Below are 15769 nucleotides of genomic sequence, written 5' to 3' on the forward strand. Positions count from 1 at the left end.
AGTCAGCGGGCCCGGGGCCGTGCGGTGCGGCTAGATGCGCGGAGCGAGTGGACTGCCGTCGAGGGATCGCTCCTCCACCAGCTTCCCGCCCAGAATACGCTCGACGGCGGCGCGGCCGAAGACGCCTGATTCCTCGATGGTCTCGTCGTCCGCGCTCGGGACGTCCTGGACATAGGTGGTGGCTGCCGCGGCGCGGGCCGGAGCCTTGGCACGTCCGGCCTCCGCTTCCGGGCTGTTGGACAGCCGCTGGTAGAGGCTCTGCCGGCCGGTGGTGTCTTGAGCTGCAGGCAGTGCAGGGTCGGCGACGGGTGCCGTCAGCGAAGCCATGGGCGTCGACGGTGCGGTCATCGGGGCAATATCTGCCGCAGCGAGAGAGGCTCGGTCGGCGGGAGCGGCGCCGACAGGCACCAACTGGGGCAGCCCCCAATCATCCGCGGCGCGGTCAGGAACGGCCCTGCCAGTTACGGCGCTGTCAGGTACGGCGGAGGGGGCGGCGGACACGGCTGCAGCATGCTCCGGGATCTGGGCTGCTGCGGGTGCATAGCGGGGCGGTTCCGGTTCGTGCGCGGGTTGGGGCGTCACCACCTCCGCAGACGGGGCGTTTCCGCCCACATTGGACTCCGCGCCCACGGTCCAGACGCCGGGGGACTGTTCAACGGCGCGTGCCCATGGGTCATCACCGCCATCTGGTGTGGGGGTATTGTCCACCGATGCCGCGGGAGCAGCGTTGCGGGCATTTGCCGGAGCGTCGTTCCTGCGGGCCGGGCGCGGGGCCGATGAGACTGCCGACGGTACCGCTGGGGATGTCGAGGAAGCCGAGGGGTCCCAATCCATGGGCGGTTCCTCGTCGAGCGGCGGCGCGTCCTCGTCCCGGGGCGGGCCCCAGTCATCGTCGGGGTAGTCGTAGGAGCCGGAGGGACCAGCGGTCGCTAGAGATTCGGGCTCGGCTTCGGGCGCGGGCGTGGCGGCGGTTTTGCGCGAGGCCTGCAGCGCTGCGTCGGCTGCCGCATCAGGTCGCTGAACAGGCGATGGCCGCGCCACGGGTGATTGGGCGGCCACGACCGGGAGGGCCTTCGGGGCGCCGGGGCCGGGCGCCGCGGGGCGCGATTCCGCGGGACCGGTGCTGCCCCCCGCTGGGGTTGCAGGGCTGGGTTCCGCCGACGGGGCCGGCTCGGGTGCGGCCGGCCGGGTGTCCGGAGCCAGCCCCCAGGCGGCATCGGCGGACGTCGCGGGGACGTCGGGGCTAGCGGGTGCTTTTGGGTTTGGCTCAGAGCTCGCTGAGCTGTTGCTGCCAGCCGCGATGGCGTGAATCTGGCAGTCGATCCCAATGGTCTTGTGGATTGCCTGGCGCAGGTTGTCGGCGTGGTCGGCACGGCCGAAGGCGCCGGCCAGCCCGGAAGTCGTGAACGCAAGCGTCAGGACCTGGCCCTCGAACTGGCCGACCTGGGCGTTGGGTTCCACCAGTGCCCAAGTGCTGCGCTTGATTTTGGTCAGTGTCTGCAGGATCTCGGGCCAGGCCCGGCGGAGGACCTCGACGTCGGCTCCGGTTCCGGCGGCCGGCGGGGCAGTTGCTGGAGCGACTACGGACGGAGGAGCCACGGCGGGCGACGGGACGGCCACAGGCTGCGCCGGGGCGGGCTGGGCCGGACTGGATGGGGCTGACTGTACGGGCGCCGCGACCGATGGAGCAGGGTTCGCTGCCGCCCGGGTCAATGCGCCGGCTTCCTCGACCGGCCAGTCGCTGGTACTGACCCGCGGTGCGGTGAACTGTTCCCGGGCAGGCGCGGCATCCCGCTGTGCCGTCGTAGACGGAGTTGGCGCAGCGGCTTCCGCGTTCGCCGCGGCCGGAACTGGAACCGGAGCCGGCGGCGTATTCTCCGGGGCAGCAGCAACAGGAACGGCCGGGACCGCAGGGACGGCGGCGACCGCGGCAGGGGCAGGGGTCGCGGCGGCCGGCATAGGGGCATTGGCGGGAACTCCGACGTCGTTCCCGGCATAATTCAGGCGGCGCTCGACCCGGTCGATCCGGGCGGCAATGCCGCGTTCGCTCTGTTCCGAGGAGGGCAGCAGGATCCGGGCGCACAGCAGTTCAAGGTGGAGCCGCGGCGAGGTGGCCCCGGTCATCTCGGTCAGGGCGGTATTCGTGACGTCCGCAGCGCGGGAGAGCTCGGCCGCGCCCAGATTGTGAGCCTGGTTTTGCATCCGGGCGATCTGGTCTGCGGGCATGCCGCGGAGGATGGACTGGGCGCTTTCCGGCATGGCCTGGACGATGATGAGGTCCCGGAAGCGCTCGAGCAGGTCCTCCACAAAACGGCGGGGGTCGTGACCGGTCTGGATGACCCGGTCCACGGCACGGAAGACGGTGGCGGAGTCGGACGCGGCCACGGCCTCGACCACATCGTCCAGCAGCGACGCGTGGGTATAGCCGAGGAGCGCGACAGCGAGTTCGTAGTCGAGTCCGGCCGGTCCGGCGCCTGCCATGAGCTGGTCCAGGACCGAGAGCGAGTCACGGACGGATCCACCGCCGGCACGGATGACAAGTGAGAGCACGCCGGGGGCCACCGGGACGTTTTCCTGCCCGCAGAGCAGCTCCAGGTACGCCATGAGGGGCTCCGGCGGCACGAGCCGGAACGGGTAGTGGTGCGTGCGGGAACGGATGGTGCCAATGACCTTGTCCGGCTCCGTGGTGGCGAAGATGAATTTGATGTGTTCCGGCGGCTCCTCCACGATCTTGAGCAGGGCGTTGAACCCGGCGGAGGTGACCATGTGGGCTTCGTCAATGATGAAGATCTTGTAGCGGTCGCGGACGGGCGCGTAGGTGGCCCGCTCACGCAGGTCGCGGGCGTCGTCGACGCCTCCATGGCTGGCGGCGTCGATCTCGATGACGTCCAGGGATCCCGAGCCGCCGCGGGCGAGCTCGACGCAGCTGGGGCACTTGCCGCAGGGGGTGTCGGTGGGGCCCTCGGCGCAGTTCAGGCAGCGGGCCAGAATGCGGGCGGACGTGGTTTTTCCGCAGCCGCGCGGACCGGAAAAGAGGTAGGCGTGGTTGACGCGGTTCTTCCGCAGGGCCGTCATCAGCGGCTCCGTAACGTGTTCCTGCCCGATAACGTCCGCGAACGAATCGGGCCGGTATCTACGGTAAAGGGCGGTAGTAACAGTCACAGATAAACCCTACCAATCGGCACAGACATAAAAGACCCCTCATGCACCCGCCAGAGCCCATTTACCCTTGCTACCTTCCGGTCCTGGGGGAGTTCAACAGGATGACGCCACATGAGGGGCCGTCAGCAAGTTTACCCGACGTTTGGGCCTGTCCCGAATCGGGCAGGATCAGGCGCCGAGTCGTGGTGGAACATGCCCATTTTTGGCGGGCGGGGATGGGCATATTGGGATCATGTCCATCGCTGGGTGCCAGGGTTGAGCATGTCCCGCGGGGCGGCCGCGGACTTGCCGCGGGGCTCGAACCGAGTTCCCGGACTGGCTCCGTGGAACATGCCCATTTTTGGCGGGCGGGGATGGGCATATTTGGGATCATGTCCATCCCGGGGTGCCAGGGTGGAGCATGTCCCGCGGACTTCCCGCGCAGAGGCCGCTGGGAGGGCCAATTGGGCGAAGCGGGGAAGTTCAGGTATTCTAGTATCTGCTTTTGATTCAGAAGCTACTGGAGAATTCGCCTAGCGGCCTATGGCGCACGCCTGGAACGCGTGTTGGGTTAACGCCCTCGGGGGTTCAAATCCCCCATTCTCCGCGGTTGGCCCCGGTCCTTTGGACCGGGGCCTTTTTGCGCCCTTTCCGTGGCCGGGATCCCCGCTCCCGAGTTCCGCGCCTGGTCTGTGACGGCCACCCCGGCTCAGGCCTGGTATCCCAGCCTCCGCAGCCGGTCCCGGGCAGCCTGTTCGCTCGGCCCCACCTGGCCAAGTGCAAGACGGACGACGGCGAGCGTCAACCGCGTGGCCAGCACCACCGGCAGCGGAAAGGGACCCAGCCGCGGGGTCCGGAGGCCGAGCAGCTCCCGGTACTTGGGTTCGAGGCTGGCCACGGCGGCAGCAAACAGTACGCGATACCCCGGCCGGAGGATCGGGTGAAGGGGAGGATCGCGGATAAACGCCACCGTCTCGGCGACCCTTTCATCGTTGCGGAGTTCGCCGTCTTCGTACCAGCGGTCCAGCTGCTGGCGCATTTCCGCCTCGCTGAGCGGCGGGGCGGACACGCCCATCAACCGACCGGCCTGGCTCCACTCGCGGACATACGCGTCCGGGCCGCCGGGGATGGGCCGGCCCCACAATTTGTGGGCGGAAAGGAACGCGTCGGTGAAGGCAATGTGGACCCAGCGGAGCAGCTCGGGGTCGTTCGCCGCGTAGGTCCGGGCGGTCCCGTGACCGTCCACGTAGCTTCCGCGAACAGATTCGTGCAGCCGAAGGACCCAGGCGGATGCCCCACGCGCGGCGTCCGTTGAACCGTAGGTCACGGTGAAGATCCACCGGATCGTCCCGGCCAGCCGGCCCAAGGGGTCATCGTGGAATCGCGAGTGGTCATGGACACCCGCGAGCGCACCTGGATGGAGTGCCTGCATCAGCAGCGCGCGGATGCCCGCGACGATGGTGGGCATGTCCCCGTGTACGGCCCAGACGGCAGAGCCGGGGAGGTGGTAGCCGGCGTCATCGCCGCTGGCGAGCAGGGGCACCCACTCTGGAACCGCGTCACGTGTGCCGGTGAAAGTCCGTCTAAGCTCGGACTGCAAATCCCTGAAGGCATTGCGCATGCTCAATTCTCGCGCACATTACGTTCCACATACCCGCTGCGCGACCCGCGGGCAAGGGAGTGCTGCGGCATGCCGTAGGAGGCCGCATCCGAGTCGGCCGGCGAACCGTCCGGCACGAAGGTTCGGCGGAAGGGTCCCCGCCGGGACTCCGGTCCTCTCGGCAACTCCGTTCCTACCCGGACCGCCTGTTCCACCACCTGCTTGGGGACCCGGCACTACTCGGGTGCTACTGACTCATTACTGAGGATTTGATGCGGGTGCACTGAGAAGCGGGTTCGCGACGTATCTGAGTGGTTATTACGGTTCCCAGACCTACCCGTCTGTGGTCACATAGGAAGGTGAGTCCGTGAAGAGTGCGGTCTACCGGACATGATGCAGGAGTCACATCGTGGGGAAACACCGGGGAAACCCATCGAGTGAGAAGCCGATCAGGGCGCGGACCATTGCCGTGCGCTGCTTGTCGGGGGGTTTCTGTCTGTCCCTGGCCGTCCTGACCTTCGGGGTGCAGGGGTTGGCTGGCGGCGTCGCCGAGCCTGCACCGAACGCTGCCCCGGTCACCGGCGTCGTTGGACCTGCGCCGCTCGGCGCCGTCATTCCTGCCACGCCTGCCGCTCCTGCCGCAGCCAGCATCGTGGGGGAAGCCCTCGGGGCCTTCACCGCTGATGCCTCGGCGCTGGTCGCCTTCAGCCGCTCCATGGTTGAGACGAGCTCGATGCTCGGCGGACCGGGGGAGCTGAACGTCGCGTCTGCCAGCCTGCAGCGTCCCGCGCCGGGCTGGCTCTTGGCGCCGCTGGAGTCGCTTCGGGAATCGTCGCCCTACGGGCTCCGCACGAGCCCGCTTACCGGGCACTCCGGTGAATTCCACTGGGGCCAGGACTACGCTGCCGCCTGTGGAACTCGGGTCTACTCTGCCGACGCCGGCGTCGTACGGGCAGTCGGTTGGCATCCATGGGGCGGCGGAAACCGGGTGGAAATCGACCATGGCAACGGCCTCATCACCACCTACAACCACCTCGAAGCCGTAGCCGTCAAGAAGGGCGAGTCGGTCCGGGTGGGCGAGGTTATTGCCAGGGTCGGGACCACAGGTTCCTCCACCGGATGCCATCTGCACTTCGAGACCATCCTGAATGGAGCCCACACCGACCCGCACGGCTGGAACCTGCTCCCCACCAGGCAGGTGGACCCGCTTGGCACCATCGAGATGATCAGTTTCGAGCCGGAGGCCAACAAATCTTCGAACGCCAGCATCGGTTGGGCCATCCCGGTCCGGGACGACCGGGCCCATGAAGTCGCCGGCGGTGCCGAGGAAACGCCCGTTGCTGCCGCACCTCCGGGCTCGCCGCTGATCCCCAGCCTGCCGGGCCTGACCCTCACACCGGGAACGCCGACGCCGGGAACGCCGACGCCGGGTACGCCGACGCCGGGTACGCCGACGCCGGGTACGCCGACGCCGGGTACGCCGACGCCGGGTACGCCGACGCCGGGTACGCCGACGCCGGGTACGCCGACGCCGGGTACGCCGACGCCGGGAACGCCGACGCCGGGAACGCCGACGCCGGGAACGCCGACGCCGGGAACGCCGACGCCGGGCACGCCGACGCCGGGCACGCCGACGCCGGGAACGCCGACGCCGGGAACGCCGACGCCGGGAACGCCGACGCCGGGAACGCCGACAGCGGGCACGCCGACGCCGGGCACGCCGACGCCGGGAACGCCGACAGCGGGCACGCCGACGCCGACGCCAACGACGCCCACGACGCCTCCGGTGCCGCCAGCGACCGCTTCCACCCCGGCCCCCACGACGACCCCCGCCCCGGCCCCGGCGACCAGCAAGGCGGCCACCGTGTCGCCGAGTACACCCGTTGCGCCGAGTGCGCCTGTGGCGCCCAAGACCCCCGTCCCGCCGGCCGCGCCGACTACCCCCGTCGCTCCTACCAGCAGCGTGGCTCAGCCGAAGAAGTCGCCGGTGGCGCCGACCAAGCCAACGGCGACCCGGACCACAGCGCCCGGAACCGCGACGCCGTCGGCAGCCGCTACTTCCACTGCCACCAAGACGCCGAAGCGCTGACCCGGACGGGGCGGTGCCCCGGGGGGGGCGTGCCGGGTCATCTGGCCCAGCCTGGGGATGCGGTCTCCGGCCCGCCGTAGCGAGGCCGGGCACAAACCCGGTCGTCGGCGCGTTGTAACGAACTACAGCCGTGACCGGTTCCGGCACGAGGCTACGGACAAACAGTTCTGCGAGGACACCGCCCATGACCACTTTGCACCCAATTCCCCTGACCCTCATCGACGGTACGGAAACCGACTTTGGCCGCTTCAAAGGGGACGTTGTGCTGGTGGTTAATGTGGCTTCCCAATGCGGGTTCACGCCGCAATACGCCGGGCTCCAGGCCTTGCATGACAAGTTCCGGGACCAGGGCTTCCAGGTCCTCGGTGTCCCGTGCAACCAGTTCGCCGGGCAGGAACCGGCTGCCGAGTCCGAAATCGCCGAGTTCTGCCAACGCAATTTCGGCGTGACGTTCCCGCTCACCAAGAAGGCCGACGTCCGCGGCAGGAACCAGCATGCCCTCTACGCCCAACTGACCAAATTCAAGAACGGCGTCCTTCCAGGGTTGGTGAAGTGGAACTTCGAGAAGTTCCTGGTGAACCGCGACGGCGAGGTAGTGGCCCGGTTTGCGCCCACCGTGGAGCCAGACTCGCCCGACGTGATCGAGGCGGTCCAGTCCGCCGTTTCGTGAGCTCAGGCCGGGCTGTCCGTGCTGTTTGCCGGCCCTAACTCTCCTCTCACCGACAGGGGACAACGGACCCTATCCCTCCGCATCCTGACGGCCTAGACTGGCCGCATCATCCAAGAGCCCGGGCATACCGATAGTGCAGTCGTGCCTGTTCGTCGGCAACGTGGCCGAGGTATTCCGGCCGAGGGTGCATCAGATACCGCTTCGTGAATCACAACTGGACACTCAACGTGGGGTCCGTGAAATCAGGAGGAAAGTGATGACAGGGAACAAAGCCGTTGCCTACAAGGGGCCAGGAAAAGTCGAACTCATCGACATTGACTACCCCAGCTTCGAACTCAAAGACGGTCCGGGCGTCAACCCCGCCAACGTTGGCCGTTCTGTGCGCCATGGCGTAATCCTCAAAACCGTTGCCACGAACATTTGCGGCTCCGACCAGCACATGGTCCGCGGCCGCACGACAGCCCCCTCGGATCTGGTGCTCGGCCACGAGATCACCGGCGAAGTAGTGGAAGTAGGGCCCGACGTCGAGTTCATCAAAGTCGGCGACATCTGTTCGGTCCCGTTCAACATTGCCTGCGGACGGTGCCGCAACTGCAAGGAACGCAAGACGGGCATCTGCCTCAACGTCAATCCGGATCGCCCGGGCAGCGCCTACGGCTACGTCGACATGGGTGGCTGGGTGGGCGGCCAGGCGAACTACGTCCTGGTGCCGTACGCGGACTGGAACCTGCTGAAGTTCCCGGACAAGGACCAAGCCCTCGAGAAGATCATGGACCTGGCAATGCTCTCGGACATCTTCCCGACTGGTTTCCACGGCGCCGTCTCCGCCGGCGTGGGTGTTGGCTCGACGGTCTACATCGCAGGAGCCGGTCCCGTCGGACTCGCAGCGGCCACCAGCGCTCAATTGCTCGGTGCCGCCGTCGTGATTGTGGGGGATCTGAACGCTGACCGCCTGGCGCGGGCGCGCAGCTTCGGCTGTGAAACCGTGGATTTGACCGAGGGCGGGCCCGCCGAACAGATCGAACAGATCCTCGGCGTCCCGGAAGTCGACTCCGGCGTCGACGCTGTCGGATTCGAGGCCAGGGGGCACGGCCACGATGCGAAGGAAGCTCCGGCGACTGTGCTCAACTCGCTCATGGAGATCACAGCAGCTGGCGGCGCGCTGGGCATCCCGGGACTCTACGTCACGGGCGACCCGGGCGGTGTGGACGAATCGGCCAAGAAGGGATCACTCTCCCTCAGTCTCGGCACTGGCTGGGCCAAATCGCTGAGCTTCACCACCGGCCAGTGTCCGGTGATGAAGTACAACCGCCAACTGATGATGGCGATCCTGCATGACAAGGTTCAAATCGCCAAGAACGTCAACGCCAAGGCCATCACGCTGGAGGACGCGCCGACGGGCTACGCCGAATTCGACGCCGGAGCAGCCACGAAGTATGTCCTGAATCCCAACGGCTACCTGGGCTAGAACACGCCGCCTTGCCGTGGCGCCGTCCGGTCCCCGCCTGCACGGGATCCGGGCGGTGCCCGGCGTTCGGCGTATTCCCGTCCCGCCGTCTACGGCATTCCGGACCGGAAAAGGGAGGAGCGTAAGTAACCCTAAAAAACGCCGATTTTTCAAACATGCCTGCCGACGTTTGCACACTGTTTGCCTAATGTCTGGTTGGATAGACCTTACTGAGAGGGACACTGGAGGCACCGCTTCCACCCAACCAAGAAGGTAGCAATGGAGCTCATCGAGGCCGAACACCCCCGGCCACGTCATTTCCTACTCCACCTGAGCGACCCCCACCTGTTGGGAGGTCCGGAGCGCCTGCACGGCGTAGTCGACAGCGACTCAATGCTCCAACAGCTCTTCGACGAAGTCCGCGCTTCCGGTGCGCGGCCCGAAGCCGTCGTCTTCACCGGCGACCTTGCGGACCGCGGCGAGCCCGAGGCTTACGCCAAGCTGCGCGCGATCGTCGAACCGGCGTGCCGGGCTATGGGCGCGAAAGTCATCTGGGCGATGGGTAACCACGACAACCGTGCCAACTTCCGCACGGGCCTCCTGGACCAGCCGGCCGACGACGCCCCTGTGGACCGCAGCTATTTCATCAACGGGCTGCGGATCATCACCCTGGACACGTCGGTTCCGGGGTTCCATCACGGCGAACTCAGCCCCGGGCAGCTGGAATGGCTCGCGGCGGAGCTGGACACCCCGGCACCCGACGGGACCATCCTTGCCCTCCACCATCCCCCGGTGCCGTCCGTGCTGGATCTCGCCGTGCTGGTAGAACTACGCGGCCAAGCGGCTCTCGCCGGAGTGCTGCGGAACTCCGATGTGCGGACCATCCTTGGCGGCCACCTGCACTATTCGACGACGGCGACCTTCGCGGGCATCCCCGTGTCCGTGGCCTCTGCCACCTGCTACACCCAGGACCTGAACGTGCGCGTGGGCGGGACCCGCGGACGCGACGGCGGGCAGGCCTTCAACCTGGTGCATGTCTATGAACACACGATTGTGCACTCCGTGGTGCTGCTGGGCGACTCTCCGACAGTTGGCGAGCTGGTCAGCGCGGATGAAGCCCAGCGGCGGCTTTCCGCCGCCGGAATCACGATCCCCCGGCAGGCCAAGCTCGAGGACCCGGCCAGGACACCGGGCCACCGGCGGCTGACCACCCGCAATTAGGCCGCCCTACTTCTCGCCGCCCTACTTCTCCCAGGGCGCCTTGATCGGGTAGTACTTCTCCAGGAAGTCCGTCACCAGCTCGGCCCGTTCCGCCGCCGGCACCTCGGGGAAGCTGCCGTCGTTCAGGCAGAAGAAATCCATGTGCCGCTTGGCCAGCAGCTTGGGCAGGTAGTTCAGCCCCGCCCGCGCCGTGGTGTCCACATACCGCACCCTGGCCGCCGTCTGGGTCACGGCGCGTCCCGTGAGCAGCGCGTAGTAGTGATAGAACGAGTTGGTCACGGAGATGTTGTCCGCCGCGCGGAACGTGCTGGCGGCGGTCTTGGCGAACTCCGCCGGGAATTCCTGTTCCATCTGGGCCACCACGCTGCGCCGCAGGGGAGCGGCCGTGTGTTCGAGGTGCCGTGTGGTGATCCGGCCGAACCGGTCCCAGAGCAGTTTGCGGTTCACCCGGGCGGCATTCTCGAAACCGCTGCGCTCGGCGTCGTTGTCACCGAGGCCGATCCTGGTTTCCGCCTCGATGAACTTGGTGATGCCGCCCGGAGTGAAGAACAAGTCAGGCGAGACGGCCCGTCCGAAGAACATGTCGTCGTTGGAATACAGGAAGTGCTCGGAGAGACCTTCGATGTGGTGGAGCTGACACTCAACTGCCTGTGAATTGTGCGTGGGCAGCACGGAGGGGTCGGCGAAGAACTCTTCGCTGCGGACGATCGTGACGCTCGGGTGGTCCGCCAGCCAGGACGGCGTCGGGGAGTCCGTGGCGATGAAGATCCGGCGGATCCAGGGCGCGAACATATAGATCGAGCGAAGGGCGTACTTAAGCTCGTCGATTTGGCGGAACCGGGCCTCATGGTCATCGCCTTCGCCCACGACGACGCCCGCCATCCGGGCGCGACGGGCCGCGATGTACTCGGGCGAGGTGCCGTCCACCCAGGAGAACACCAAATCAATGTCAAAGCTGATGTCGCTGGCGTGGTCCGCGAACATGTTCTCGATGGTCGGCCAGGTGTGGCCGTACCGCTCCACGGTGCCGCGGACGGCGTCCTGTGCCAGCAGGGTCCGGCGGGTCAGCGAGTTTTCGATCGGGAGGATCAGCTGGTCACCCTCGAAGCTCCAGAGCTCAAGCTGGACGCCGGCCGACGCGCCGAACTCGAAGCCGCCCTCAGGCTCCACCCGGGGACGGTACAGCCGGAAGATCCGGGACTGGCGGTTGGGGGAGAGTTCGCCGTCGGCCACGAGTACCGAGGACTTCTTCTTGGCATCGACGCTCATCGAGTAGAAGGGCTCGTCCCGGCAGGCGTCCACCAGCGCGTCGCGGAGTTCCTTGCGGTTCTTCCAGTCCACGGCGATGACCGGACGGTCGTTGTTGCCGCGGACCAGAAGGTAGTCCAGGCCCGCGGCAGCGAGCACGGAGCGGACAAAGAGCAGGTCTTCGACCATGGCCTGGTAGGGCGTGCGGTTTTCGTTGATCAGCGCATACCGGCCACGCCGACGTACTACGTCAGAGCGGGTCCGGAACCTGGCGACGGCCGCGGCGGAAGTGACCTCCTCGTGGGCGTCCACGGATGCCTGGCTGCCGTAGTAGATCTCATCCTGGACCAGTGCTTCTGTAATGTCGTTTCTCCGGGCTTCTGTGCGTGAATGTGTACCTACTTGCATGATAACGCGAGGCCCAAAATCGGCGCGAAATATCCGTCGCTTCGACGCGAAACATCTCCTGTTTCGGCGCCGTTGCGCCGCTACCGCCCACTGCTGGCGCCGTTCCGCCCGGCGCCGTAATGCGGGTTTAGCCGCCCAGCGCGGACCGCCAGCTGCGCAGGAAGGCCGCCCCGGCGTCGTCGTGGATGACTTCGGCGCCCAGGCCCAGGTCCGTCGCGGTCAGCACGTCATACGGTTTAACCGGAACGCCGTCGGCCGGGCGGACGTCCACATGCTTCACCGGATGGTCGTTGTGGTGCAGCCAGTCGGCCATGGCGTAGTCGGTGCGGGAGTCGCCCACCGTGCGCCAGGCCTGGGGCGTGATGCCTTGGGCGGCAAGCAGTTCCACGGCGCGGCTTGCACCCAGGTCCTTGCCCAGCCGGACGGACTCGATGTCCGTGGAAATGATGGTGGGATCCACGCGGTAGTCGATCTGGTCGTCCGAGTTGGGCGCGTGGTGGTCAAGCCGCACAACCCCAAGACCGTGCCGCCCCATCAGCTCCATGGCGTCGGCGTCGAAGAGTTCCTGTTCGGCCCGGTAATCCGAGTTGGCGACGGCCACGTGCTGCTCCACCGAGACCATGGCCCGCTTGGTTTCGTCGAAGAACATGTGGGCGGCATAGTCCTCCGCCACGAGACGGCGCACATCATCCCCAAACGCCGACGGCATCGCGAGGTCCCTGTCGACGTGTACGGGGCCGGGGCCTTCGGCGGTGTAGCTGAACCACACGGCGCCCTTCTCGCAGATCGCGTGGATGAGGGTTCCCGCCGGCATGCCGGCGGCGATCATCGGTTCCATCACTTGCTCGCGGATGAAAGTATCCGAGCGTCCCGTATTGAAGATGACGGGAATACCGGCCGCCGCCAGCGCCAGCATGTCCGTAATAATCCCCGGCTGCACGTCGCGGGTCACCGGGCTCGCGACTGGCCCGTCGACGTCGAGCAGGAGGGCCAGCGGGGGAGCCGACGGCGAGGGGGCGGCGGGCATCTGAGGTGCAGTCATGCTCCCATTCTGTCAGCCGCCGGGACCGGTGGCATGTGCTGTTGCCCCAGACGACGCCGGGGTGCGGGCCTGTGACAGCTGGGAGCTGCCGCTGGAACAGTTGGTTACCGTTTGGCCACAACCTCATGCCCCCGGCAGTCTTGGATTCCTTTGACCGCCCAAGTTCCCTAGTCTTGCAGGGTGATATTCAAAGCTGTGGGCGAGGGACGCCCGTACCCCGACCATGGTTACAACACGCCCAAAGACTGGGCAGCCCTGCCCCCGCGCCCGGTCCGGCTGGATGAGCTGGTGACCACCAAAAGGACCTTGGACCTCGAAGCCCTGCTGGCCGAGGACTCGACGTTCTTCGGCGATCTGTTTCCGCACGTTGTTGAGTTTAAGGGCGTGCTGTACCTGGAGGATGGACTGCACCGCGCCGTGCGGACCGCCCTTCACCAGCGCACGGCCATTCACGCGCGCGTCCTGGTGATTGATGGCTAGAAAGCCGAAGGACGTCACCGTCCTCCATGGGCACCGGGTTGTCACGGGTTCCGAACTCCGGGCCACCTTTGTGGAACAGGACGACACGCCGGACAATCCTGTCCGGCAGCGCCGACGCATTCTGCATGGTGTGGTTCTTGTGGTTCTCGTTGGCCTCATTTCCGCAGGGATCATTGTCGCCCTGGCAATCATGAACGGCCAGATCACGCTGCCCACGACAGAGCGCAGCCGTGCTGCCGCGTCACTGTGCCCGGAGGCGACGTATGACTACGTTCCGCCGGAGAAGATCAACGTCAATGTCTTCAATTCCACCAATCGGCCGGGGCTGGCGCGGAGCGTGGCGGACCAGTTGCTCGCCCGCAAGTTCGTCGTGGGCGGGGTCAGCAACACCACGTCAGGCTACCGGGGCGTGGCGCTGGTCGTCTCTGGTGCGGCCGGCCAGTCCGCAGCGTTCACGGTGCAGCGGAACGTGCCGGGCTCGGATTACTTGCAGGACGGACGCTCCGACCCGAGCGTGGACCTCATCCTCACCGGGGACTTTCGGGAACTTACCCAGCCGGACCTGGTGGACCAGACACCGGGCAAACTCAGCTGCCCGCGGGAGGACCGGCGGATCGTTGACGACTCCGCCTGGCCGGTCATGCCGACAGCGCTGCCGCCGACGGGCTAGCCGCTGATCCGGACGGGGCTGCCGGCGTCGTCGAACCGGGCGCCGGCGCCGAGCTGGATGAACAGGACCGTCCGCCTGATCCGGGCCTCGGCCGCAGAGTCCTGCCCCGTGCCGTCGCCCGCGCCGTCGCCCCGGGCCGCGCTGGAGGAGAGCGTGCCATGAATGAGCTGTGCCAGCTGGGCAATGTCCGCGTCCGGCAGGTAACCCTGGGCCATCCCCTCGCGCAGGATGCCCTGCAGCAACACGCTCAGCTCTCCCACATGGACGGCAAGCTTCGCGAACGACGCCGGCGAGAGCACCGCGCCCATGGCCGGACCAGGCGGAAGATGCCGGCGGCTAAGGTCCTCCACTTGCGCGCGCACGTAAAGGGCCAGCCGCTCCACCGGGTTTTCCAGGGAGTCCAGCGACTCCCGGAGGTCCACCAGAAACCGTTCGGTCTCGTCCAGGGCGTAGGCGATCAGGAGCTCTTCGATGTCCGCGTAATAGTTGTAGACGGCGGTACGGCCGATCCTCGCGTGCCGGGCAACGTCCGTCATGGTCAGGCCGGGCAGCCCGTGCGTGAAGAGAAGTTCCCCGAAGGCGGTCAGGATGCGGTTTTGGGTCTCGGCACGTTGGGCGGCGTTGCTCGCGGCCGAAATCCTGGGCATACGGACACTTTAGCGTGATCTGTCAGCAAAACGCCGGGCCCAGCGCTGTGCGTCCTTCATGCGTCCTGACAGTTCCGTCGCAACATGAGATTTTCCATTACTTGTTGAGATTTCCTGTCAAATTAGTTGATGCGCGAGGGCGGCGATTCGACGCTGAGGTTGGGCAACACATGCCGGCCCGGGGTCGCTTGCGCTGACAGGAGTAGCCGGTTCTACTTCTGGATCACAAACCACCGGCTCTACTTCTGGATCACAAACCACCGGCTCTACTTCTGGCTCACAAACCGGATGTGAAGCCCTCCAAGAATCAAGTGGATCACCATTGCGCTCCACACCCCAACCAGCAGAGCCTTATGCTTCCCGTCGTCGATCTTCACACCCTTGCTCACTGCGTAGATGAGAATGCCTACGCCCAAGGCGAGACATATGAAGACGCCGGCGGTTATGAAGTCGGTTGCAATCATGGCTCACGCTAACATCGGCAGGTGCGCGGGCGTAGCGCCCACTGAACCGCTGGGACCTTCTCATTAACGATCGCCGATGTCGGCGCCCCGGTTTTCGAACGGAAAGACCTGCTGGATGCCGGGCAGCGCGCTGAGTGCTTCCGTGCGGTGGGCCCAGGCGTCGATCACCGTGCGGCTGCGGCGCCAGCCCAGTTCGGCGAAGGAGCCCGTGTGCCGCGGGGTGAAGGCGACCACTTCGCAGCGGCCGACGGCGGGCGCGGTGGTCCCCCAGCCCGGCGCGGCGGGAATCCCGTGGGAATCGGGGCCGAGCGAGGGGAAGCGGTTTTCAAAGACGGCCACGTCGTAGTCCGGCGCCGGGATCTCGGTCTGGTTGTCCGGCGTCGTTGGGCATATCGGGCACTGGTCCGCGGGCGGCAGGTGGGTCCGCGACTGCCGGTGCGCGGCGACGGCCACCCACTCGCGGCTGAGCGCGTCAAAGCGCAGCTGGCCGGGCTCGGGGCGGGCGGGAAGTTCCCGGTGGTCCATCAGGGAGGCGGTGGGCCGCTCGGCGGACCCTGCGTCGTCAAAGTAGAGGATCTCCCGGCCGTCGGACAGAGAGTTCGTGGTGATGCATGTCGTTTTCACATTTGTACCTTTCCCGTT

Annotated in this window: 12 protein-coding genes, 1 tRNA gene, 1 other RNA gene and 1 pseudogene; 7 read left to right on the plus strand and 8 right to left on the minus strand. The window is 66.9% G+C overall.

The window, feature by feature from the left end; genetic code table 11:
- Positions 1-30 precede the first annotated feature (30 nt).
- Both OM977_RS02105 and ffs read right to left on the minus strand, forming a co-directional pair.
- Positions 31-3162 (minus strand): DNA polymerase III subunit gamma and tau, encoded by a 3132-nt coding sequence (locus OM977_RS02105; protein WP_264355910.1) that lies wholly within the window; start codon positions 3160-3162, stop codon positions 31-33.
- Positions 3163-3189: 27 nt separating this feature from the next.
- An RNA gene (ffs, locus tag OM977_RS02110) (signal recognition particle sRNA small type) lies at positions 3190-3286 on the minus strand.
- A 377-nt stretch (positions 3287-3663) separates the two neighbouring features.
- Here ffs and OM977_RS02115 point away from each other — a divergent pair.
- Positions 3664-3748, plus strand: a tRNA-Ser gene (locus OM977_RS02115).
- A 102-nt stretch (positions 3749-3850) separates the two neighbouring features.
- On the opposite strand, the gene OM977_RS02120 is transcribed toward OM977_RS02115, so the two are convergent.
- On the minus strand, positions 3851-4762 hold the full coding sequence (locus OM977_RS02120; protein WP_264355911.1) for an oxygenase MpaB family protein: 912 nt from the start codon (positions 4760-4762) through the stop codon (positions 3851-3853).
- 388 nt (positions 4763-5150) lie between these two features.
- Between OM977_RS02120 and OM977_RS02125 the strand changes: the two genes are divergently transcribed.
- The 4 genes from OM977_RS02125 (at position 5151) to OM977_RS02140 (ending at position 10168) form a co-directional block, all read left to right on the plus strand.
- The gene (locus OM977_RS02125) at positions 5151-6830 is read left to right on the plus strand and encodes a M23 family metallopeptidase (protein ID WP_264355912.1); all 1680 of its coding nucleotides are present in this window, start codon (positions 5151-5153) and stop codon (positions 6828-6830) included.
- A gap of 184 nt (positions 6831-7014) precedes the next feature.
- Positions 7015-7500, plus strand: coding sequence for a glutathione peroxidase (locus OM977_RS02130; RefSeq protein WP_264355913.1), 486 nt, complete (start codon positions 7015-7017; stop codon positions 7498-7500).
- 256 nt (positions 7501-7756) lie between these two features.
- Complete coding sequence (gene fdhA, locus OM977_RS02135; RefSeq protein ID WP_264355914.1) at positions 7757-8968, plus strand: formaldehyde dehydrogenase, glutathione-independent; 1212 nt, start codon at positions 7757-7759, stop codon at positions 8966-8968.
- A gap of 258 nt (positions 8969-9226) precedes the next feature.
- Positions 9227-10168 carry a phosphodiesterase gene (locus tag OM977_RS02140; RefSeq protein WP_264355915.1) on the plus strand — a complete coding sequence of 314 codons (942 nt, stop codon included), beginning with the start codon at positions 9227-9229 and terminating at the stop codon, positions 10166-10168.
- Positions 10169-10189: 21 nt separating this feature from the next.
- On the opposite strand, the gene OM977_RS02145 is transcribed toward OM977_RS02140, so the two are convergent.
- Both OM977_RS02145 and OM977_RS02150 read right to left on the minus strand, forming a co-directional pair.
- Entirely contained in the window at positions 10190-11824 is a 1635-nt protein-coding gene (locus OM977_RS02145; RefSeq protein ID WP_264355916.1) for a stealth family protein, read from the minus strand.
- 127 nt (positions 11825-11951) lie between these two features.
- The gene (locus OM977_RS02150; protein WP_264355917.1) at positions 11952-12866 is read right to left on the minus strand and encodes a hypothetical protein; all 915 of its coding nucleotides are present in this window, start codon (positions 12864-12866) and stop codon (positions 11952-11954) included.
- A 180-nt stretch (positions 12867-13046) separates the two neighbouring features.
- On the opposite strand from OM977_RS02150, the gene OM977_RS02155 reads away from it, so the two are divergent.
- Together OM977_RS02155 and OM977_RS02160 are read left to right on the plus strand one after the other, a co-directional pair.
- A complete protein-coding gene (locus OM977_RS02155) occupies positions 13047-13346 on the plus strand; it encodes a type II toxin-antitoxin system VapB family antitoxin (RefSeq protein ID WP_264355918.1) in 300 nt (99 codons plus the stop codon).
- Positions 13339-14016 carry a LytR C-terminal domain-containing protein gene (locus tag OM977_RS02160; protein ID WP_264355919.1) on the plus strand — a complete coding sequence of 226 codons (678 nt, stop codon included), beginning with the start codon at positions 13339-13341 and terminating at the stop codon, positions 14014-14016. Before OM977_RS02155 ends, OM977_RS02160 begins: the two co-directional genes overlap by 8 nt.
- Here the strand turns inward: OM977_RS02160 and OM977_RS02165 are convergent.
- From OM977_RS02165 to OM977_RS02175, 3 genes and pseudogenes are all read right to left on the minus strand, one after another.
- On the minus strand, positions 14013-14663 hold the full coding sequence (locus OM977_RS02165) for a TetR/AcrR family transcriptional regulator (RefSeq protein ID WP_264355920.1): 651 nt from the start codon (positions 14661-14663) through the stop codon (positions 14013-14015). The two genes, OM977_RS02160 and OM977_RS02165, sit on opposite strands and share 4 nt — an antisense overlap.
- Positions 14664-14929: 266 nt before the next feature.
- Positions 14930-15127, minus strand: a complete 198-nt coding sequence (locus OM977_RS02170; protein WP_264355921.1) for a hypothetical protein — start codon at positions 15125-15127, stop codon at positions 14930-14932.
- Positions 15128-15199: 72 nt separating this feature from the next.
- A pseudogene (locus tag OM977_RS02175) lies at positions 15200-15736 on the minus strand (galactose-1-phosphate uridylyltransferase); the annotation flags it as partial.
- Positions 15737-15769 lie beyond the last annotated feature (33 nt).

Source organism: Pseudarthrobacter sp. MM222, from assembly GCF_947090775.1.
GTDB lineage: Bacteria > Actinomycetota > Actinomycetes > Actinomycetales > Micrococcaceae > Arthrobacter.